Source organism: Dyadobacter koreensis (assembly GCF_900108855.1).
GTDB classification, from domain to species: domain Bacteria; phylum Bacteroidota; class Bacteroidia; order Cytophagales; family Spirosomataceae; genus Dyadobacter; species Dyadobacter koreensis.
The window spans coordinates 319,926-342,962 of record NZ_FNXY01000006.1 but is presented as its reverse complement, the minus strand read 5'-3'; the positions used below and the strand labels follow the sequence as shown (position 1 = coordinate 342,962).

15 protein-coding genes are annotated in these 23,037 nt (G+C 42.4%); 1 reads left to right on the top strand and 14 read right to left on the bottom strand.

Translation table 11 applies throughout. The features are described from left to right. Positions 1–57: 57 nt before the first annotated feature. The 5 genes from BMY70_RS20125 to BMY70_RS20105 all read right to left on the bottom strand — a co-directional run bounded on the left by BMY70_RS20125 (position 58) and on the right by BMY70_RS20105 (position 11,518). The gene (locus BMY70_RS20125) at positions 58–1,641 is read right to left on the bottom strand and encodes an MGH1-like glycoside hydrolase domain-containing protein (RefSeq protein WP_229209700.1); all 1,584 of its coding nucleotides are present in this window, start codon (positions 1,639–1,641) and stop codon (positions 58–60) included. Next, positions 1,623–4,745 (bottom strand): DUF6298 domain-containing protein, encoded by a 3,123-nt coding sequence (locus BMY70_RS20120; protein ID WP_090338081.1) that lies wholly within the window; start codon positions 4,743–4,745, stop codon positions 1,623–1,625. The genes BMY70_RS20125 and BMY70_RS20120 overlap by 19 nt, the downstream gene beginning before the upstream one ends. Positions 4,746–4,900: 155 nt before the next feature. Then, positions 4,901–6,595, bottom strand: coding sequence for a polysaccharide lyase (locus tag BMY70_RS20115; RefSeq protein WP_090338080.1), 1,695 nt, complete (start codon positions 6,593–6,595; stop codon positions 4,901–4,903). A gap of 27 nt (positions 6,596–6,622) precedes the next feature. After that, on the bottom strand, positions 6,623–8,377 hold the full coding sequence (locus BMY70_RS20110; RefSeq protein ID WP_090338079.1) for a RagB/SusD family nutrient uptake outer membrane protein: 1,755 nt from the start codon (positions 8,375–8,377) through the stop codon (positions 6,623–6,625). 12 nt (positions 8,378–8,389) lie between these two features. After that, the gene (locus tag BMY70_RS20105) at positions 8,390–11,518 is read right to left on the bottom strand and encodes a SusC/RagA family TonB-linked outer membrane protein (RefSeq protein ID WP_090338078.1); all 3,129 of its coding nucleotides are present in this window, start codon (positions 11,516–11,518) and stop codon (positions 8,390–8,392) included. 451 nt (positions 11,519–11,969) lie between these two features. On the opposite strand from BMY70_RS20105, the gene BMY70_RS20100 reads away from it, so the two are divergent. Then, on the top strand, positions 11,970–12,464 hold the full coding sequence (locus BMY70_RS20100) for a YdcF family protein (protein ID WP_090338077.1): 495 nt from the start codon (positions 11,970–11,972) through the stop codon (positions 12,462–12,464). Positions 12,465–12,476: 12 nt separating this feature from the next. Here the strand turns inward: BMY70_RS20100 and BMY70_RS20095 are convergent, their stop codons facing one another. The 9 genes from BMY70_RS20095 to BMY70_RS20055 all read right to left on the bottom strand — a co-directional run bounded on the left by BMY70_RS20095 (position 12,477) and on the right by BMY70_RS20055 (position 22,933). Then, positions 12,477–12,800: a hypothetical protein gene (locus tag BMY70_RS20095; RefSeq protein WP_090338076.1), complete on the bottom strand. Its 324-nt coding sequence runs from the start codon at positions 12,798–12,800 to the stop codon at positions 12,477–12,479. Positions 12,801–12,820: 20 nt separating this feature from the next. Further along, positions 12,821–14,062, bottom strand: coding sequence for an NAD(P)/FAD-dependent oxidoreductase (locus BMY70_RS20090; protein ID WP_090338075.1), 1,242 nt, complete (start codon positions 14,060–14,062; stop codon positions 12,821–12,823). Between the two features lie 13 nt (positions 14,063–14,075). After that, positions 14,076–14,312, bottom strand: a complete 237-nt coding sequence (locus BMY70_RS20085) for an acyl carrier protein (RefSeq protein ID WP_090338074.1) — start codon at positions 14,310–14,312, stop codon at positions 14,076–14,078. Between the two features lie 18 nt (positions 14,313–14,330). Beyond that, positions 14,331–17,474 (bottom strand): efflux RND transporter permease subunit, encoded by a 3,144-nt coding sequence (locus BMY70_RS20080; RefSeq protein WP_090338073.1) that lies wholly within the window; start codon positions 17,472–17,474, stop codon positions 14,331–14,333. A 24-nt stretch (positions 17,475–17,498) separates the two neighbouring features. Then, the gene (locus BMY70_RS20075; protein WP_090338072.1) at positions 17,499–18,548 is read right to left on the bottom strand and encodes an efflux RND transporter periplasmic adaptor subunit; all 1,050 of its coding nucleotides are present in this window, start codon (positions 18,546–18,548) and stop codon (positions 17,499–17,501) included. Positions 18,549–18,575: 27 nt separating this feature from the next. Next, the gene (locus BMY70_RS20070) at positions 18,576–19,901 is read right to left on the bottom strand and encodes a TolC family protein (protein WP_090338071.1); all 1,326 of its coding nucleotides are present in this window, start codon (positions 19,899–19,901) and stop codon (positions 18,576–18,578) included. Between the two features lie 61 nt (positions 19,902–19,962). Beyond that, entirely contained in the window at positions 19,963–20,574 is a 612-nt protein-coding gene (locus tag BMY70_RS20065; protein WP_090338070.1) for a TetR/AcrR family transcriptional regulator, read from the bottom strand. A gap of 170 nt (positions 20,575–20,744) precedes the next feature. Continuing rightward, complete coding sequence (locus BMY70_RS20060) at positions 20,745–21,746, bottom strand: OmpA family protein (RefSeq protein ID WP_090338069.1); 1,002 nt, start codon at positions 21,744–21,746, stop codon at positions 20,745–20,747. Between the two features lie 68 nt (positions 21,747–21,814). Further along, positions 21,815–22,933: an MBL fold metallo-hydrolase gene (locus BMY70_RS20055; protein WP_090338068.1), complete on the bottom strand. Its 1,119-nt coding sequence runs from the start codon at positions 22,931–22,933 to the stop codon at positions 21,815–21,817. Between the last annotated feature and the right edge of the window lie 104 nt (positions 22,934–23,037).

Below are 23,037 nucleotides of genomic sequence, written 5' to 3'. Positions count from 1 at the left end.
TATCTATAATCATTGTGTTTTCTATCTGTCCGACGACAAAAAAGTCGTCGGACAGTTTCACCGCCTTACGGCTTGATTCTTAACTAATATCCTTTCAATTTTTTCAGATGATGCCTCTTTCTTTCCATTGACAAGCACTTGCAGTCCCCTGCCTTTTTTGTAATGATCACCGGTTTTATCCCAGATAATTGTCAGAATTTTTCCATGGTACAAAACATTATCCAAACAAAACCAGTCCCATTTTTCCTGTGGAACCAACGGATTTACTTCTATTACCTGGTCCGTTCGGGGCCGTAAACCGATTAAACCGGAGATTATTAAATCGTTGAAAGTAGAGTGGTTATAGTAGCGGCTTCGCTCCTGGTCACCTTTGAGCCAATAGCCCGTAGTCTCGTCAAGATATTCTCCGATATAAGGCTTTCCCCGATAATATTGTGATTCCACATACAGCTCCATCAATCGATAATAGGTGGTATCTGCCAGTATTTTCTTCGTGTCGTTATTCATCCTATTCGCCATTCCTGTTAATGTCTGCGAAGTCGCGAAAGGCCATATGGCTCCATCCCATTCACATTTGCAGCAACCATGCGTACGGAAATCAGGGTGTCGGCGCTCTGCGGTTGTCAGTCCAAACGGCGCTCTAAAACCTGCCGGATCCGAAACCTGCTTCCATGCGTCATCGTATTTTTCATCAGGTAAATTAAAGTACCAAGGAATAAAACCTATTGCTTCCCGAACGCTGGCGAAATCACCATTGCCTTGCTTTTTTACCGTTTCAAAAAACCTGCTGCCGTTATTCCATAACCTGTTTTCTATCACTTTTTTTAATGTGTCCGCTTTCAATTTGTAAACCAGTGACAAGTTCGTATCCTTTTTGAGCGAAGCGATTTCCGCTATTGCCTTTGCATTTCCAAACATATAGCTATTGATTGTCGGCCTTGCGTTTTGCTCCCGCCTGCCACCACTCAGCGATTCCTCCATACCGTCTTTCACGTCACTCTGCCAGAATAATCCGTTTGCGGTTCGGCGATCTTTCTCCCAGGTTTTGTACTCGGCGTCAAGATCCGGTAACATATTAACCAGATAATCCTTGTCAGCATTAACCTTGTATCGATTGAAAAGGGCATCGGCCGTCCAACTGCTGAAAGTCAATAATTTTTTCATTCTCCCTCCGTCATTCCCGCGGTACCATGTTTGGACATATTCGTTTAAATACCTTTGATCGTGCAGCCAGCGTCCTTCATAAATGTGGTGTCCGAGTGCACAACTGATCATATTGTATTTGTCCGCGTAATTCCTGTCGACAAGAAATTCGGTAAGAATAAAGCCTTGAGGTGTCTTATGAATATGCTTTCTAAAAGTCCACCAACGGTAATAATAGATCTCCTGGAAATTATCCTGAGGACAGTCGAAAAGAGGAATATTTGCTTTCATCCAATCCCACGACTGCGCATTTGAAATCGCGTTTATCTTATTCTCATCTTCCATCCGGTTAAAATGCTCGACATGATGCCGGTAATTTTCAGATTTCAAAATAGCCGGACCAAAATCCTTCCTGGAGCAGGAACATAGGAAAAATACAAAACTGATTTGAAAATAAAACCACTTGTTATTTTTCATAATCACATCTTTGACAGCCATAAGATAATTGGATTATCGACCGGTTTGGGGACCGACAGCACGTTACCGCCTGGCACTATTGCAGTTTTTTCCAGAATTTTCCCCGTTTTCGAATCGATCTTTGTGAGTAAAAATTTGCCTTTAAATTTCGTCAAGTCAAGCGCATGAATTTCTCCCGCCGGCTGATATGCGATCATTCCCTGTCCTGGATTGACTAAGCCATACTGACCATTCGCCGATACAGAAACCTGCATTTTCAAAATATCTGAAATAAATTTATTGCTGGCAATTTTCGGAATTCCGCTTAGTGAACCACCTGCAAAAAAAACGGCCCAGGCATTCGTATCATAACCCGCAGATGAATATAAAACAGGCTTTTCAGGATATTTAAGACGGTATTCTAAAACAGTCTGATAGATTGCGTCGAAAGAAACCTTTCCTGTTTTCTGAATTCGTGCATGTTGTCTTGGTGCAAGACTCTTTCCTCCGGCAGGTGCATAGTACGTTCCATCTTCTTTTTTATTCCAATACCGGATATCAATAATATCGACGTTTCCAGCATATGCCGGATCAGACAGAATTTCATCCTGAACGTCTTTTGTAGTACTTAGTGCCACCAGCGCATTTTTTCCTTTTTCTTTTTCCCAATCCGCAATGACATCAAGCCAGAATTTTACAAAATGAAGCGGCCCTGTATATTCTGAACTGATAAACTGAATGACTCCGCTTTGATCAACGAAGTTATCAAGACATTTTCGAATATAGGATTTGTGCAATTCTTTACGAACCGGATTACCGATATCGTAGAACTGATCTGCCATAAAAATTCTCTTGTCGCCGGCATAAGGCGGCGGTTCTGGAAAACCTGTATTGTTGATATTATTCGCCGGACGCCATGGAAAATCTGCATAGTGAGCACCTGCTTCCAGAATGTTATGCTGAAAATAATTTTGATGAAATAGTACCAATCCTTTTTTATCCGCTAGATCGACGAACTGATGAAGTCTGTCCCAATACCAAACATTATATTTTGTCAAATCATACTTGCTCAGGTTGTCCCAGGCCTTCCCTACTCCGCTTCTGGCAAAAGGCTGTTCGTAAAACGGCGGCCAAACGTCTCCGTCAATTCTACGGATTCGTTCATGATCGTCCCTCCTCCGGTCATACCAAATACCGTAATTGTGATCCAAAATAGTTATGTTTTTTACTAACAGCGAATCCGTCATTTCGTCAGGATTATCCGTCAATCCATTCCCATTTTTCCCCGGAACAAATCTTGTAATGTGCGGCTTCGCAGCTGAAATATCATTAGGCCTGAGACTTCCGCGCCACCACGGCACTTCCTGCCGATTCCCGGTCACGATTTCAGTACCGCGAACCAGCCAGCCGTTTTTTATCTCCAAAGGCGGCAGATACTTTTTAGGCGGGACATTTTTAATTCCGATTTCATCAATTGCCCTGACCTGGTTGTGCATAATAGCTATCGGCCTTCTATTCGTCGCTTCGTCGATCCATTGAGGAAGTTGAAGCGCAGGTTTACTCGACGAAGCGGATAAGTCCGCAGCCTGTTCAATCATTGGGCTGCTTGATGCTTCCGTGTATGTTGGCATTAAAAAAGCTCTTTTTGAAACATCTTTGGATAGTCTTTCTGCGAGTTGCGCATAGTAAAGGCTTCTCGGCTGGATGTGTTCATTTACATTTTCCCAGTAACCGTCGCCTGCAAATTGTGACCAGCTCCCGAACGCAAAATTACGTGCCGCAGGAGGACTGAAATTCTCCATTTTTGAAGCAGAACACTGCCAGAAAACGCTGTTTGCCGCAGTCCACCCAGCACCGTGCCCATCTTGTCCTCGATTTTTAAAAGATAAGGCATTGCCATCGACATTGACAATATCGAAAAGAACGCCCGATGCCCAGCTATCGATTGTGCCGCTGAAATTATATGGCAAACGGGATTCGCACTGAACAAAAGCATTGGGTCCGGCTGTGCAAAAACCTGTGGAAAAATCATGATAGCCATACTCGGCATAACAGCGTTGAAAAAGCGTTTGCTGCCCCTGAGTGAAAAAAGTATATCGCCGCTGACCGCCAATTTCCGACACCGGATTTAGTGATTTGCAATCTTCGACTGTAACCTTCGAAGCGGTTTCATAAAGAGCTACGGCCGATCCTGCCAAATTTTTAAAATTCACCTGACGAACCCAGCCATTTTCAATATTCCCAAATGTCAATCCCATCCAGCGATGATCTTCGTCTTTGAGATTTGTTTCATCAAAACTGGATTCCAGGCTCAGATTCTCGACTCCAACGTGCGAAATTCGACCTTTCCACTCGTAGGCAGAAATAAATCCGCCGCCATACTTCTTTTCCAGTGCAGTCGTTATCGGCACATCTATAGTTATTTGACTTCCTGAAACCGACGTTACAATACGATCCCAAACGAGCTCATGCTGGCCCGGTTTCCAGCCAAGCCATTCGGTTTCGCCTCCAAATTCTTCCATTTCAAGCGCCTGAATCCATGCTTTTATAGAAGGTCTTTTGATACGGACACGGTCTCCCTTTGTTATCAATTCCGCATTTTGAATTTTAAAAGTCGTGGCATTTACCGGGACATAATCTTCTAAGATCGAAATTTCTTTTCCTGGTCTGAAATCATTGACCCCGGCAACGGTAATCATCGTCTCGCGGGTTTTGCCAGCACCAAATAATATAGTACCCTCCCTGCCAGCTCCACTTCCTTTTAAAACCACACCTGACTTTGCTATCAAAAGACTTCCGGAAATCGAATGGATACCTTTTTCTAAAAGCACTGCACCGCGAAAGTTATTTTGATCCAAAGGCAGTGAGGCTACGTAATCCAATGCGGATTGAATCCTCCCTGTGGCGTCACCGGATTTTACAGGAACAATAACCTTAATAGGAACATCCGGAATCCCGAAATTGCCTCCTTCGTAGCCGCTATGAGAAAAATCAATAATCCTGTTGCCCAGTGAATCCGGTATATAGAGGAGCTTCCCGTCTTTTCCAAGCCCTACCGGAAGGGGTTCTTTAATCTTCGTTTGAGCAAAAACCTGTACGTCAACAAGCAAATACAACCCGCAGATCAGCAGGGTTGTATAAAACATGTTAGTCGCTGAAGTGTAATTTATTTTTCTCAATGGTGATTTTTACGGTTTAGCGGTTTTGCTTTTTTGGGGTTATTCTTTTTGAAAGAAATTTGTACAGACTTTTACAAGTTTTTTTACCCGTCGCACGGCGAAAAAGCCGTCCGACGGGAAGATTATTTCCTATTTGACGCAGTTTTTGAAGAAGCAAGTGTGTCAAAATTATTATCTGGATTTCTCCAATCTGTTTTCTTTTTTGGATCTATTCCGTTGATAAATTTCTCAATATTTGAGTATCCGTCGCCGTTCATATCTTTCTGGGCATCGGATGGATCTTTGGGATTCAAAGCATATCTGATTTCCCATTCATCCGGCATACCGTCATTATCCGAATCTTTATAGGGAGTACCTTTGTATTCCGGATATCCTCCTACTTGCGAAATATCGGTAATGATTCCATTTTTATACGAATCAATGGGCAGGCGACGATGCTCAAACTGCGTCGTCGGTAATTTTACGCCCTCAATCGGGTTAATCTTTCCTGTACGTACCTGGGTTGTGACACGCGTATCAACCGGATCACGTTTTGGCAAGGTCGCTCCCGCATTTGCCAACACATAATCAAAAGATTCTTTCGCAGTCATAATTGGATATTCCGGCATTGGAAGCGGTTTGTTCCACTTAATCTGATCACGATACTTGCCTGTGCTCGCCTGTTCTTCCACCTGGACACCGCCATCCCAATTGTCCTTCGTCACGTTTTCATAACCTTCCATAATGTTTCCACTCACATAAGCACGGCCAAAAACGAGGTGATTCAATTTGCTTCTTCCCGATTCTGGTTTCAGGATACGGTAACCTATGGGTGAATTTTTTGGTGTCTGCGGACCTGGCTTGAAATAATTATTGATGATATTATACATCGCCCTGTAATCGCCGCCGTCGATCGAGCGGTGCACCCAGTTGAAAACTACATTATTTGTAAAATTGAATATCCCAAACCAGCCAATTGACGGGTTTCTCCCGGCATTATTCGCCCAGAGATTTCGCATAAAAGTACAATTTTCGCCGCCCAAGGTACTTCCGAACGAGTGATTCCATGTATCAAGCGTTTCTGAAAAAATTGAATTTTGTATCGTGATGTTCACGGTGGGAAGTTTTTGTTCGGCGACACCTGTACTGTCATTATACATGTGACGATACATGGACATATTTTCATCCAAACCCCAGCTTGCAGAAACATGGTCGATCATGATATTTCCGATCGGATTCCCTCCGATTGAATCGTCGCGACGCCCCACAAAAGTTTCTCCGCGGCGAAAACGCATATGCCTTATCACAACGTCATGAGTATTGATCCAGACAGTTTCACCAGCAACGCAGACGCCGTCTCCCGGAGCGGTCTGCCCGGCAATGGTGATATAAGGAGCCCGGATTATTAATGGTGTTTTAAGCCGGATTATACCCGCAACATTAAATACAACAATTCTTGCCCCACCCTTTTCACACGCATCACGCAGCGTCCCCGGGCCACTATCTGCAAGACTTGTGACGACATAAACTTTTCCTCCGCGGCCTCCAAAACTGAATGCGCCGCCTCCCTGGGCACCTGGAAATGCAGGGATTTCCGATTGCGGCAAATCGACGGGCCTGGCAGCCCAGGGAATATATGGTTTACCATTTTTCGCTTCCTGTTCTATAATTGGCCAGGCTTTTTGCCAGGCAATATCAGATCTTTTATTTGCTTCCGCTAGTAAGGAATCGCTGGTTTTCTGCGCAGCAGCAGGAATTTTAGGGTATTGTGCCAGAGCTTCTGCCCCTATTAAAAACGGAATGACGATCGAAAAAAAGGAAAAACGTTTAGTTTTCATAAAGTAACAGGATTGATTATATTCAATTTATTTCAATGGGTCAAAAGTGCCCGATGGCCATCCGATGTTTTGCTCCAGACGCGCATTGTTGGCCAAGGCGGTCGACGGAATTGCGAAGAAATAATATTCGGGAAGCCATTTGATCGCATATTTTGTATCAAGTTGTTTTGGTACTATTTCAAAATAATTCTTATAGGCAGAATCAAGACTCATTCCATCACGCTGCGCGGCAAAGTTTGAAGCTGAAATGACAGACGTTTTCAGGTTAATCGTTACACCCGTTCTTCTTTTTCCGTTAAGTGTTGATTCAAATAATTTCCAGCGGCGTAAATCCCAGAAGCGTTTCCCTTCAAAAGCAAGTTCTATCTGACGTTCCCGAAGAATTGTTTCAAACATTTCAGCTCTTGTCATTTTTGCTTTCAATCCATAAAGTCCGTCTGCTCCCGGTTCAATTCCTGCGCGCTTGCGGATTTCGGCCAATTGCGTATATGCTTCATCAAGTTTGTTGATTCCACAGGCAGATTCTGCAAAATTCAGCATCACTTCCGCATAACGCATTTCGATCCAGTCTGTTCCGCTGTTTGCAACCGCCCCTGTCGGAAGGTTTGGATCAATCGCTTTCCGCACGTAAAATCCACTCACAGTTGCTTTCTGTTCAACCGTTTTATTATCGACAAAATAAGTCCACAACCGGTAATTCGCATTCCCGTTGATGCGCCATGTCGCTCCGTTGTAAGCAATAGTATTGTCAAATCTCGGATCGCGGTTTTTATAGAATAACTTCGCATCATAACCTGAGCCTGCTTCCGAGATATTTTTACCGTTTTTCATTGGAAACGCCTGTGTAATTTCCCAGGTCGGCTGGTTTGATCCACTTCCTGTTCCCAGATAAGAGGGTCTGGTATTGTTATCCCAGGTCTGATTTTTATTGATCTGATCACCCACCTTATTATTGTAACAAGTCACCCAGACTGCCTCGGGATTATTAGCTTCGGTGAACCAAAGATCTTTGAAGCTGGTATGCAGTTTGAAACCGTTCGCAGTCAACAATTCGAGCGCTTTTTTATTAGCATCGTAAGCCGATTGCCAGCGTTCTGTTATGTCATTTGGATTAAATTGCGGACTGGCATAATGCAGCAAAATCCGGCCCTTAAAGCCCGCCGCCGCACCGCTCGTGATTCTTCCCCAATCATTTGTATTGGACCATTTACCAGGAAGATTGGCGATGCTATAGTCAAGATCTCTCACGATCTGCTGAATACTTTCCGAAGTGCTGCTACGAGGTATAGCTGCTTCATCTTTGGCCTCTTGTCCAACACCTTCCAGGGGAGTCAAAACAAGTGGGACACCTCCGTAAAGCTGCACCAGATCGAAGTAGCGGTACGCTCTGAAAAAAGTAATCTGTGCCTGCAACTCTTTCTTATAACCTTCACTCAGAACACTGGCTGGCATTTTTGCCAAAAACTGATTGATCGAACGAATCTTACCATAATTATTTGTAGCATTAACAGAAGTACCAAAATCTACAACGGTATTAACCTGTACGGTGCCTTCAAAAAACCGGGTTTCTCCGGAAATTTCGTCGGTTGCCTTTAGGAAATCACCAGTTGGCCAAACAGGTAAATTCTGGTCATAAACATAATCCACATATCCTTTTGCGAGCAGCGAATCGTTAAAAACCTGCTCTTCGTTAAAAGCTGAAAGGTCCGTTTTATCCAGTACTTTTTCGCATCCGGAAAGTATGAGAGCCGTCAGCATTGCGATGATATATCTCGTTTTCATTTTTCTTGACTTTTAAAGTGTGAGGTTTATACCAAGTGACCAGGTACGCATAACGGGATAAATGTTGTAGGATCCGGCGGCGTCTTTATAATCGTAAGGGTTATAAAAATTGATCGGATTCATGGCGACACCAATGACTTTCAGGGAACTTACACCCAGTTTTTGGGCTACATTTTGTCCCAGTGTATAAGATAAATTCAAGCTGCGCATCCGGAGCGAAAAAGAATTTCTGAACCAGAATGATGAAACGACAGAGTACGTGTCTTCGTAAAATGGGTCCGGATAAGTTGCAGATGGATTTTCAGGCGTGTAATGATCAGCCCAGAAAGCTGGCCGGGAAATATCTTTTGCAGCTCTTTTCCGCGCGTCGCCTTCTACCAGGGCCTGTCCTCCAAATGAGCCAGCCGTAACCATATCCAGCTTAAATCCTTTGAAACCGATGCCGAACGAAAGACCAAAAGTGTAGTGATTATTTTCCTTATGCGTCAGCCAGTCAACATCATCTTCTGTAATTTTTCCGTCCGGATCTGCGTAGGTCCCGTCCGTTTGCCGCGGACCTCGGATGTCTTTATAGTAGAGCATACCAGGTTTTGGCGCCTGTCCGAAAATCGTATAGCCGGCATTGGTTTCAAGAAATTTATTAACCGCCTCCTGAGAGCGGAACATTCCCAGATAGTGATATCCCTGAACTCCCCGGTCACTCGACTTGCCGGTGGGATCAAGCCACGTTCCGATATTCGTCGACGCTACGTCAACGAGAATATTTTTATTGTCATTCCATGCTAAAAATGCGTTCACGTTATAATTCAAATTCTTTCCAATTTTGTCATTCCAACCAGTAGAAAATTCCATCCCGAATGAGTTGATTGTCTCATAGTTTTCAGAAGGCATCACAGAACCGATTGTAAGCGGAACCGACGAAGAAAGCGTGGTCAGTAGGTTGTAACCGTGATCGTGGTAAACATCAATTGTTGTTGAAAGTTTGTTATTCAGAAAAGATGCGTCCAAACCAATATTTTTCTTCGTCACATCGTCCCAACGCCCGAAATAATTCGGCAATTTTTCCAATTTAATACCAACAGTCCGATCGCTGTTTCCTCCAAATACTGCTCCGTTTGATGCTTGTGGTGTATAGCGTTGCATCCATTGCCAGTTCGCAGTCCTGTCACCTCCCAGAAACCCGATTGATGCCCGAAGTTTCATAAAGTTTACGAAGGCCACTTTCTGTTTGAAAAAATTCTCTTCCGTAATCACCCAGCCCGCAGAAAGCTGCGGAAAAGTCCCCCAGCGGTATTCGGGTGCAAATTTCGTCGAAGCATCACGGCGAAAGGAAACTTCCAGTAAATATTTTTCGGCATAACTATAATTCAACCTACCGACATACGACAAAACGCCGCTTTCATTCGCCAGATTCGGCCCTATGTCTTTAGCTCCCAGAGCAGACATCAGGTAATCATTTCCACCTTCAAAAACCCCCTCCTTCATCGTCGCGATACTTTCTGTATAGATCTCCGACTGCTCTACAAGGGCTAATGCGCTTACAGAGTGCCGTCCGAAATCTTTTGCATAACTCAAGTTTACGTTCATTTGATAACCATCCGAATATCCTGGATTAAACCTTAACCTGTCGCCGTTATTAAGCCTGGTCGCAGGATTCGGCGTTCCTCCGTAAATGTGCTTGTTATCGCCCAGCATAGAGAAACCGTAAGTTTTATAATAGGTACCAAACTGTTTACCCCAATCGTTGCCCATGTTTTTATTATAAACTGTCCGGATTTTAAATCCCGGAATAAACGGCACATTATATTCCAGGTAAGCATTAATGTTTAAAACCGTATTTCTTGCTCTCGTGTAATTATTCAATTTTTGAGCCTCAAAAAAATGAAATCCTGTTGAATTACTACCACCCGGAAGCAAGACAGGCAAACCGTTCACGTATGGCGGAATAAACTGAGGCGTATTTAAAAGATTGGTTACATCCTTTTCGACATTTTCACCTCCCTGTTTCAAATAAAAAAGTTTATTATCAGCAAGGTTTCCACTGACGCCCAACCCAATTTTGATATTATTCGTAACTTTTACATCGGCGCTCGCTCTGAAATTCCATTTTTTATAATTGATGTTGTCGACATTTCCGTTTTGATAAAAATAAGTCGCACCGGCAAAAAATGTAGCCTTTTCGGTTCCTCCGCTAATATTTAAAGCATGACGTGTGTTTAAAGAAGGTTTCCATGCCATATCAAACCAATTGTAGTTGTTGTTTTTGAAATGTTCGAGTTCATCTGGAGAATAGTATTCCGGATCCGTGGCAGCAAGTCCCCGGGTTTTGTTATAATCGTTCAGATAGGTGGCCAGCTGAACACCATTCATAACTTTCGGCTTGTAACTGGCATCCGAAACGCCAAAAGTTGTGGTGTAATTAAACTGAGGTTTTCCTGCTTTTCCTCTTTTTGTACGCACAACCACGACTCCCAAAGCGGCACGGGCACCGTAAACAGCCGCGGCTCCGTCTTTCAAAATCGAAAGATTTTCGATCTCTGAAGCATCCAGGAGTTGAAAATCGGCCTCTGTCCTGATCACATCGTCTATGATGAAAAGCGGTGAGTTGCTACCTCCGTCTTTTGACGCCTTTGTCGGGTTACGTATGACAATAGACGCAGGAGTTCCGGGACGGGCAGTTCCTCCGCTTACTGCCACGCCGGGCAGTTTTCCTACAAGGGCAGACGAAATATCACCAACCGGCAGTTCATCAATCTGGTTAATTTTCACCGTTGCCACCGCGCCAGTCAAGTGCGACCGCTTTTGCTCTCCATATCCGATGACCACCACATCATCCAGTGCTTTTATATCCGGTTCCATACTGATTTCCAGAAAAGTACGATTACCAATGTCTATTGTCTGATTAATAAACCCGACGTAACTCACTACGATTGAACTTCCTTCGGCAGGAATTTCCAAGGTAAATCTTCCTTCCGCGTCACTTGTAGTACCCGTACGCGTGCCCTTAACCAGGACTGAGACTCCTGGCAGATTTTCTTTCGAAACACCGTCCTTGACCTCACCTTTCAACTGGCGGGTCTGTGCCATCCCGCTAAGCGATAGGCTCAGAAGGAAAAAAATAAGTAGAACATTTTTAGTCATCTGAACGTGTCTATTAAATATAACTTTACCAATATTTACTGAGATTTTCGGCAGCCAAAAGAGCTAAAACCCTTGATCAAGTCTATTTAGGCACTTGGTAGAATACAACTATTTATTTGATTTTTTTTATGCACACGTTGCCGGGAACGATTGCATAAGCTATTTAAGATTTTATGAAAAATCAAAAAGTGTATAAAAGACACAATCACTTACCCGTTTTATACTGCCACGGACGTAAATTCTCCTAACTAAAAGTTGTATTATTTAAATATGAATTCGATTATTAAATATAAATACACTTAAATTTTTCTATTGCTATCCTATCATGAAAATTTAATGAGCATTTCGAAAGCAAAAATTAATAAACCAAAATATATGTACGAAATTCGGGCAATTTTTTTTTCAACAGGAATGGTTGACTATTTTTGAGGTAATTTTAATAGATTGAGGTATGCGGATCATATTGGTTCTGGGTTCACCAAATTCAAATGACGGCGTTTTAAGTGAAATGGCGGAAAGTCGGGTAAAGGTCTGTCTTTCGTTATATGAAAAGGAGAATACCTGCATTATTCTTACCGGCGGGTATGGCACTCACTTCAATGTAACAGAAAAGCCGCACGCCTTTTACCTGAAAGAAGCACTTTTGAAAAATGGGATTCCGGAATCGGCGATTTTGAGCCTGGTTGAGTCGCGCCATTCTGTTGAAGACGCGACGGAATCGAAATCGATCATAGAAGAAATTAATCCGGAAGAAGTTTTAGTTGTCACGTCGGATTATCACCTGCAACGGGCAAAGATTATTTTTAGCGCTGTTTTCTCTCAATCTGAAATTTTTAAATTTATTCCGGCTTCCAGCGAGAAAGTAGATTCCAAAATCCTGCGCCCACTCCTTGATCATGAGAAAACGGCTGTAAAAGATTTGATAGAAAATGGCGTCCGTTTTTAAAATCCGGGCACATCAGGCTTTGGAAAATAGCGTTTCCTCATTCTTAAATTCGGATCTGTAAAACCTGGAGACACTCCGGATCAGGTGAAATGGGATAACAATGGAAAAAATATCGTCTTTTTCCTGTCCGTCCAGCATCATCTTGCATTTAAATCCATCATTCAAAAGCTCGACCCGCTTAATCGAATTTTTATTTAAATGAATCGGCTCGTAATCATGCATTTGAATATCGTAGAAAAAATATTTTGCGTGAATAAGATAATGAACCGAAGCGTCGGAAAGATCTTCGATTGCTTTATAAATTATGGTTTGTAAAAATAGATCTATCTTTTTCATTTTATCAAATTGTTTCGCCGTTAATCCATTTTTCCCAAAGACTGATGTTTAAATAAATACGATCTGATACCGTAAAAAGCCATCTTGTATCTGTTCACATGACCCGTCATCGGATACCAATGCAGAAAAATATTTGCCACCCAGGCTATTTTTCCAGTCAGGTGAATGTTAAATTTATTCCAGCCAACAACCGCTTTCATACGACCCGTTAACAGGGAAATTCCAGGATCTTTATAGATAAATTTTCCTAGTCCCTTTTGCTCCGCCATCAGCTGGAAATTCCTTGCGAGGTTTTCCCCTTGTTGTATTGCCACCTGTGCTACTTGCGGATGCCCCTCTGGATATTCAGCAGAATCCGTTTCAAGACAAATGTCACCGATAGCGAAAATATTGTAGGTCCCAACGACCTTGTGATAACCATCAACTCTGATCCTATCTTGTTTTCCAAACACCTCATCAGCCAATCCCTTAAATTTTCTTCCTTTTATTCCGGCCGTCCAGATCAAATTTTCTGTCTGTATCACGGCTCCGGAAGATAGAATAACTTCACCATCCCGGAAATCCTGAACGCTGGTATTCAAGAGAATTTTTACGCCACGGTCTTGAAGAAATTTAAATGAATGTTGCCTCGACCTATCCGATATGGTTGGTAATAAAACAGAATCTTTTTGAATCAGGTAAATTTCGCACCAATCGGCTGGCAGTTGCGGGTATGAGATTTTAAATATGTCCCTTTTGAGGTCCGCCAGCAAAGCTGCCATTTCAACACCTGATGGGCCACCTCCCGCGACTACGAAAGTCATTATTCGACGAAACTCATCTATTTCCATCATTCCGGAGACTTTTACAATTTGCAGCAAAAGCCTTTTACGCAAAGCCATTGCATCATCAACGGTCCTCATTAAAAATGCATTTTCTTCAATATTTTTCACTCCGGAAAAGTCAGCTTCCATTCCGGTGGCTAATACCAGATAGTCGTAATCCAGCGTCCCGTTATCTAATATAATCTGGTTTTCAGTCGGTTCGATACGCTGAAGCTCTCCCTTTTGAAAACTCAAATTTTCCTTTCCTGAAAATAATTCCAGGAAAGGACTACTGATTTGGAAAGGCTCGAAAAATTTCGAAGCAACCTGATACAAAAAAGGCGGAAAGAAATTATAGCTGTTTTTATCTACCAGTTTAACCTGAAATTTGATGTTGTGCGCCAGCGACAGGGCGAGCCTGACGCCTGCAAACCCGCCGCCAACAATTATTATTTTCATTATCGATTTCGTTTCAGGCTGACGCCAGCTGTTTCTCCGATAAGTAATGTTCAATCTGGCTTACTGTCTGAAGTTTTTCATAGTCTTCATCCGGTATGGCTATATGAAACTGGTCTTCCATTTGCAAGACAAGATCAATTGTATCGAGGCTGTCGAAGCCAAGATCTTTCGTCAAATGGGAATCTCTGGATATTGATGACACCGGCAATCCCGACGCCATGCTGAGTAATTGAAATAGTTGCTCTTTCATTTTTACGACATTAAAAAATTACTGGACAACGGACGCCACAGCGGTTTCCGGTTTAGATTTTGAACGGAAAGACTTCCATTTTTCACCTAGTCTATCGGCCAGATAATAAGCCATTGGAACGAGATAAATAGTCAGTACCATTGAACTTGTAAGTCCGCCGATCAACACCCAGGCCAGCGAATTTTTCCATTCTGCACCAGCTCCGGAAGCTGTCGCGATAGGAATCATACCAATCACCATGGCAATTGTAGTCATCAGAATCGGACGCAAACGTTCTTCACCAGCATTAAGGATAGCCTTCCTGAACGGTACTCCGAGTTCCTTTTGCTGGTTAGCAAAATCCACAATTAAAATGGCGTTTTTTACTACCAGACCGATCAGCATCAGCATACCGAGCATCGCGAAGATCCCAATATTTGAAGATGATAACGCAAGGGCAAGCAAGGCACCGATCACGGCTACGGGAATAGAAAAAAGTACCACGAACGGATAAATGAAGCTGTCGTAAAGTAAAACCATGATAAAATAAACCAGGAACAACCCGGCCAGCATAGCTAATCCCAATGATCCAAAACCTTCACTCTGGTTTTTTGCATCACCGCCCCATGTGATCGTCACGCCGGCAGGAAGTGGATTTTTTGCAAGATCCGCCTGAATATTCGCCACCAAAGTTCCCGACCCAATTCCCAGCGTATTTGCAGTAACGGTAACAGATGAGCGACGATTTTTTCTTTCCAAAACGGATGGGCCGGTGCTCAACGTCACGTCTGCAAATTCTTCCAGACGAACCGGGCGACTGGCCGAAGGGCTGAAAAATGTGATGTGTTTTACATCGTCCGGATCTTTACGGTCAAACGCATCAAGCATAATCCGGATATCATAATCTTCTCCCCCATCCCGAAATTTAGAGTCGTCGTTTCCTGCAAAAGCATTCTGCATCGTAGCTCCCACGGTTTGAATACTCAATCCCAGCCGAGCCATTTTTTCACGATCAATGTCAACTCTTACTTCCGGATTTCCGGATTCAACCGAAACATTCACGTCGTTAGCGCCAGGTGTTTTTTTCAAGCGATTAGCCAGATTATCTGCCGAAGCCAGAATTTCTTTCAGGTCATTTCCTGCTAAAAATATCTCAATCGGAGCGGATCCTGAATTTACCATACCCACAATCGCTGAATTGAATTCAATGCCAGCAAACTGCTTTTCAAGCTCTTTCCGAACATCCAGCATATATTTTTCTGTCGGGACTAAGCCTTCGCGTTCTTCCACTGGCCTCAGCTCGACGGTCAATTCTGTCCTGTTCGTTTCTCCTTGACCGGAACTGTTCATACCTGTACTTGCCCCACCGACGTTGGCAAAAATGGTAGTCACATCAGGTTTTTTTCTCAAATATTCTTCAACACGCCGGGCAGTCAGGTTATTTTGTTGTAACGATGCGCTTTTATCCAGTTTCATCGTCAACAAAAATTTACCCTGATCGCCTTGTGCAACGAATTCCTGACCAATAATCCCTAGCCCCATTACCCAGCCTGTAACTACAAAAAGTGCGATAAGTCCACCGGTGAAAATCAATTTATGGCTTAACACCCATTCCAGACTTCCATGATACCAGGCCGTCAGCGCAGTCAGTTGTTTTTCAAACCAAAGTAAAAAACGTTGAAATGGATTTTTCGGATCAAGATGTTCGATACGCGCCATATTGGAGGTCATCCACGGCGTAAGTGTAAAGCTCACCAGCAAACTGATCATCGTCGCAAAGGCAACTGTCAGAGAAAACTGGCGCAGAAGATCTGCGATAACTGAATTTACCATCGTAATCGGAACAAAAACAACGACGATCACCAGGGTAATAGCCAGTGCTGCAAAACCAATTTCTGTCACACCATCAATCGTTGCCTGCCAACGGTTTTTGCCCATTTCCAGATGTCGCTGGATATTTTCCAAAACCACGATCGAGTCATCAACAAGGATACCAATCACCAGCGAAAGAGCTAGCAACGTCATCAGGTTCAGCGAATAACCCATGACGTACATGAATAAAAATGCAGACACCAGAGATGCGGGTACAGAAACCATTACGATGAACGCATTTCTAAAACTATGCAGGAAAAGCAACATCACTGCGGCCACCAGAACTACTGCAAGTACGAGGTCGTGCGTTACCGCTTCCACAGATTCGAGCGTAAAAATGCTGCTGTCATAAGCGATCGCGAAATGGACTTTATCCTTCGCATTTGCCTTTTCAATTTCTGATAATTTTAACTGAACAAGACGGCTGATCTCTACGGCGTTGGCATCCGATTGTTTTTTAATAAAAAGCCCGATACCGTTTTGTCCGTTGTAACGGCTAATACTTTCCGTTTCTCCTAAACCGTCCGTAATATCGGCCACATCACCTACACGAATCTGGCTTCCTTGTTTGGATGTCGAAATTACAAGATTCCGGATATCATCGACTGAGCTGAATTTTCCAGCCAAACGAAGCGTCATATTTTCAGAAGAACTTTTTACTTTTCCTGTCGGAAAATCAAGATTGGCCTGATTGATCACCTGCGTAACCTGCAAGAGCGACAAACCATAATATTTCAGCTTATCATCATTTACATTGACACGGATTTCCCGCTGATCCCCTCCCACCATATTGATCTCTGCAACACCGGCAATCTGTTGGATAACGGGCAAATATTTGTCTTCAACCTGTTGATAAAAAACTTCATTGGGAAGTGAGGAAGTTGCCAGAAGCTGCATGATCGGCTGGTCACTTGGAGAAATTTTTGACAGAGAAGGCGTTTCCGCGTCGTCCGGCAAATCGCTTACCATGTTGTTAATATCACGCTGCGCATCTTCCAATGCCTTGTCGATATCCGTGCCCGGTTTTAACTGAACGATGACCAACGAAGCACTTTCATAAGATTTGGAAGTGACATCATCAATATTATCCAGCCCCGATACCGCATCTTCAATTTTCTTGCTGATTTCAGACTCCACTTCCGACGGCGCAGCGCCAGGATAAAGCGTTGTGATCGTGACAATAGGAACCGAAAATTCCGGTAATAATTCGTAACTCAGCAATCGGTAGGAAAATATACCGCCGATGGCGAGGATCGCGAAAAGCACGATAATCATCGACGGACGTTTGATTATGGATTCAATAAATTTCATAATTTATTCTTTTGAGAATGAGGTTTACTGAGCTGATACGAGCGTTCCGTTTTGCAAATTGATCTGACCGCTGGTCACAACCTGATCACCTGCTTTCAGACCTTTCGTAATTTCATAAAACTCGTTTGTCGCCACACCGATCATCACGCTTTTTAAAACTGCCTTCCCATTTTCCACGACATAAACCTGCGGCTCTTTTGCAGAACCCATAATGGCCTGACGGGGTATCGCAAGCGATTCGCCTTTCAGCTCGTTCGAGTTTGCAATCGAACCATACATTCCTGCTTTTAAGGGATTATTTGTGGTATTTTGTACAGTTATTTCAACCGGATAATTATGCGCTTCATCACCCTGCGCACCAACCATTGAAACTTTTCCCTGAAATTTCGCATCGGGATATACCTCCGTCTGTACTGTAATTGTCTGTCCCAGGCGGAACTGGTTCACTGCTTTTTCCGGAACATTTACAACCAGTTTTAAAGAAGCGATGTCTGTAATTTCTGCCATTGGCGTACCAATGGAAACAACTGATCCTTTTTCAACCAGTTTGGAAGTAATAATTCCAGAAAAAGGTGCTGTAATGCTCGTATTGGCAATCTGCTTGTTCAGCTGTTTTATTTGGGCCTGCGTCCCGCGGATACTCAGTTGCGTTCTCTCAATATTCACAGCCGGAACTGCATCGCCTTTCACTAAAACTTCATAACGTTTCAAATCATTTTGATACCCTTCTAATGTTACCTGCAAAGCCTCAACCTGAAAACGAAGCTGGTCGTCATCTAATTTGGCAAGAAGCTGACCAGCACTAACATGCTGACCTTCCTGAATATTTAATTTTACAATTTCTCCTCCGGCAAGCGGACGTATTTCTATCTGTCTGTTCGGAGAAAATGAACCCAGAAATTTGGTATCCTGAGACATATTCCGCATTTCAGCAACGGCTGTCCTCACACCTACTTTCAGGTTAGGATCCGGCTGGTAAACTTTGGCTTCAGTAGCTTCCTTATTATTCAAAAGCTTTGCCGCAGTGAGGCCCAAAACCGCGATGATTGCAACAAATATTAAAAGGCGTTTCATACTTTTGATATTGAGATTATTAGCTAACTATTTTGAAATATTTGTCAATAAAGAACCGGTTGCTTTCTTCCATTCCAGCTCAGCCTGAAGTAGCTGAACCAACGAAGTCAGATAATTACTTTGGGTATCCAGCAAGGTTTGCTCTGACTGGATCACATCTGAAAGCGATACAATTCCTTCTTTGAACTGCAGCTGAATTTGTTTGTAAACGCGGCTCGCAAGCGCGACTTGTTCGTTTTTAGAATTGATATTTTGCTGTTCGACGGCGAATTTGTTCCGTGCATTGATCTCCTCCATTTCAATGGATTGTTCGAGCTGTTTTAATTGAACAGAAAGCTTCTCGTTGTCGATTCTGTTCTGAGTCCTTTGTGCTTTCCTTGCCATTCCATCGAAAACATTCCAGTTTAATTGCAGCCCGGCCCAGTATCCCGGAACCTGCTTAAACACTGAATTTTCTCCGCCTTTTCCAAAATAGGTAAGGTTCGCAACACCATAGGCATTTACGGTTGGCAGATAACCCGACTTTAAATTCTTATCCTGTAAAACATTTAAGTCTTTCTGACGCTCCAAAAGCGTAATATCAGTACGGCGAAAACCACTTTTATCTGCTTGTGAAGGAAGTAAAACGTCTTTAACCTGTATCTCTATACGCAACGAATCAGATTGAGGAATTCCGGTATAAAATTTCAGCAGATTAACCAATTGAGCATACGAATTCTTTAACGTTTTCAGCTGCGTTTCCGTAGCCGTTTTGTTGATGAGAATCCTGTCCTTATCCACACGCTGGGCCAACTGATTTTGATATAGTAAATCTGTAACCTTATAAAGTCTGTCGGTTGAAATGAGGTTACTATCTAAAAAAGCCATTTGCTGAACAACAGTTACCAGATTATAATAAGCATCTGTAACGTTGTATGCGATGTCTTCCTTTGTTTTTACAGTAGTGAGAGACGTCAGATCTCTGTTCAAATCAGCCGCTTTCAGCGCGTATTTGACAGACGGATTGAACAGTGTCTGAGTCACTTGTGCAGAAGTTGACAAATTATAAGGAAGTCCAAAGGCCAAAGTGCTATAAGTTCCTTCCGGCCCGCCGAACGCACTGGCAGGGACAACCTGACCAGGAATTTTGAAATAGCGCTTATAGTCACCTGTCACATTTAGGGAAGGTAAAAGATTTGACTTCACCTCGTCGATTTTAGCATTCGTCTTTGCTTCATCCAGCATGGAAGACTGGATACTATAATTATTTTTCATGGCTAGTTCTACCAGCTGTTCGAGATTATGTTGCTGGGCTTGCACACGTGTTGTCATCAGCACGACAAACAGTAATGCATAGTGAAATGAAAATTTCATCTTGGGTAATTTAAATAAATATTTATTTTAAATGTTTGTTTAAAATCGGGGCAAAAAAATATCAGTTGTACAGATAGCAAATAATCATCTCCTTAATTCTTTCCTTGTGATCTTTCGCGTAAGCATCGAACTCATGCTCACCAATCTCGAAAATCCTCATGTGCATACTTTTTCCCATGAAAATAAACTGGATATAACCGCAAAGCATCGGCAAAATATTCTCTATACCGATAGGACGGATATTTCCTTTTTTTATCTCTTCTTCAAGCTGCTCGCCAAACTTTGTATGTCTGACCTGGCGCACAAAATTGATATCCGGAACGAGGCGTTCAGGTGATCTATGAACCTCATTCACAATAAAATTACAAAGATCCGGCTCCTTACTGACCATTTCAAATGTATGATCAATCGTTTCGTAAATCTTAGATTTGAAATCAAGATCTTTATTTAAAATATCCAGTGTGTTTTGAAAATAGAGATTCAGCAAATCTTTAAAAATCTCCAAAAATAATTTTTCTTTACTCCGGAAATAGTAGTTCGTAAGCGCAATATTCATATCTGCCTCCTCAGCAATGTCTCTTGAAGTGGTCCCATCGAAACCCTTTTTCAAGAAAACTTTCCTTGCTGCCTCCTTAATCCGCTCTTCACTTGGCTTACTGCTTATACACTTCACTGACTATCCTTTTAACTGCTTTTGTAATTACGATTCAAAGGTGTTCAATTAAATTCAAACTTGCAAATGTTTAAATGTATAATTTAAACAAATATTTAAAACTACTATTTAATTATAGAGGTTCGTTGGATTGTTATAATTTTTGCAGTACCAGATCTACATCTGATCGATTATTTAGTAATTAACTCTATCTCAACACGTCTGTTTTTTTCTTTATTTTCATGAGAATCACTGGGTGCAGCAGCAAGATCCGGGCCTTTCCATTTTGCAGTAGTTTGCTGTGGTTTCACGCCTTTCTGTTTCAGGTAATTAATGACAACCCTGGCCCGGTATTCCGCCAGGGCCATATTCAGATCTCTCCTTCCCACATTGTCTGTAAAGCCCGTAACAATAGCCAGCAATTCGGATTTTTTATTTAGAAGTAACGAAATTGAGTCTAGTTCAATCTTGGCCTCAGGTCTTAATTCATAACTGCTCTGATTAAAATAAATAGTTTTTCCGGCGCTTTTTAGGGAGTTCAATGAAACTGCGGAAGCCATTAGTGAATCTCCTGGCAAATATTTCCGTTTTTCAACATGGATAGCTTTAAAGTTAATACCGGGGTTTATCTCAATTTTTTCTCTTTTTAAAAGTCCCTTACGATCAGAGGCATCCATATTATAAGTGCCTGGTAAAACATCATTTAAAAAAAACGGATGCAACCCCTTTGGAATACTAAAACTATAATTGGATCTGGAAGAGACGTTTGTATTGCGCATCAGAAAACCTAAACTTTCATTTTCGGTTATATCGAAGGAGAGTGATAATAAGTTCTGAGGTGTTATTATTGCAGCATTAACAGAATCTTTCAGTACGAAGGGTATAGCCAGATTGAACTCGGTACCCTTTTCAATTTTCCCTGAAAGACTTACCGCCATCTTTGACGTTACATAACCCTCCGCTTCAAACAAAAGGTATCTTGTTGAATCAGGGATATGCAGTAAAAGAATTCCCGACTCATTGCTTTGCCCCAGTATCCGTTGGCTTTTTTTAAAAATGGCACTGACTTTTCCGGGAAGACCAGATGCATTATGCTGGTTATAACATCTTAACATAACAAAAATGTCATCGTGTACGGATACAGGAATTTGCGGATAAATCCATAACAAACTGGAAAGCAACAGCGTATACATGAGGCAGATGTTTACGAAAACAACGAAAAAGGCTGACGTTAGTACATCAGCCTTTTGTTATTTTTAGATTATTTAACTTTTTCCCACCAGGGGCTAAATATTTTGTCTTCATCCAGATTGACGACCTCTCCGATCATCGGCGTTACCAGCGGAATATTTCTGAGCTTACTTGCGGCAGATACCCGAATAATCGGCTCGTCCCAGGCGTGTTGCGCGAGTTCAAATTTCGCCCAGTGAACCGGCATCAACTTTTTGGCTTTTAGGTCTTCTGCCGCCTGCACAACCTCTTCCGGCATCATGTGAATATACTTCCAATTCTTGTTATACTGCCCGCATTCCAATAGTACCAGATCAAACGGACCAAATTTTTCTCCAATTGATTTAAAATGCGTATCATATCCTGAATCTCCTCCGAGAAACATTTTTTTGGAAGGAGTCCGAAGCACAAATGACACCCACATCGCGCGGTTTCTCGACAAGCCACGTCCTGAAAAATGTCGTCCCTGCGTGATATTCACCGTGAATCCATCTCCAAGATCGACGGCTTCATTCCAATCCTTTTCTTCGACCTTCGCCATATCAAATCCCCAGGTTTCAAAATGCTGCCCTGTTCCAAGTCCGGTGATAATTCTTTTGACTTTTGATTTTAACTTCGTCACCGTTTCAAAATCAAGGTGGTCCCAGTGATCATGGGAAATAAAAAGAAAATCGATTTCCGGAAAGTCCTCAACTGAATAAACGTCACTGCCGGGAAAACTCCTTGTGGTGAATTTAACGGGTGAAGCGGACCCGCTGAATACAGGATCTACCAGCATTGTCTTGCCATCAATCTGCATGAAGTAGGAAGAATGGCCGAACCATACCAGAATGTCTTGCGCTGGATTTAAGTGTAGCAAATCTGAATGCACAGAAGGCAATGCAGACGCTGGTTTTGCATTTTTGCTTTTATTAAATATAAATTCCTTCAAAACTTTGAAATAACTTACACCTTCTGCCAGATCCGGTGTGAAGTTCAGGTTTTGAAACTGCCCGTCTTTAAAATTTTGAGATTTCTCAATTCTGGCCTGGCGCGAGCCAGATGGCGTTTTTCCAAACTTGGGTTGTTGTAAAAAAATATAAACGGAGATAACGACGAGAGCCGTCAGTGCAACTAGTATCAATAACATTTTTATAACTCGTTTTCTCATTGATGTAAAATTTGAAGGGCAATGATCAGTGCTGTTCCCTGACTGACCAATCACTCTACAAAACTAATAATTTCTTCCTAACCAAAAAGATAAAGGAAACAATT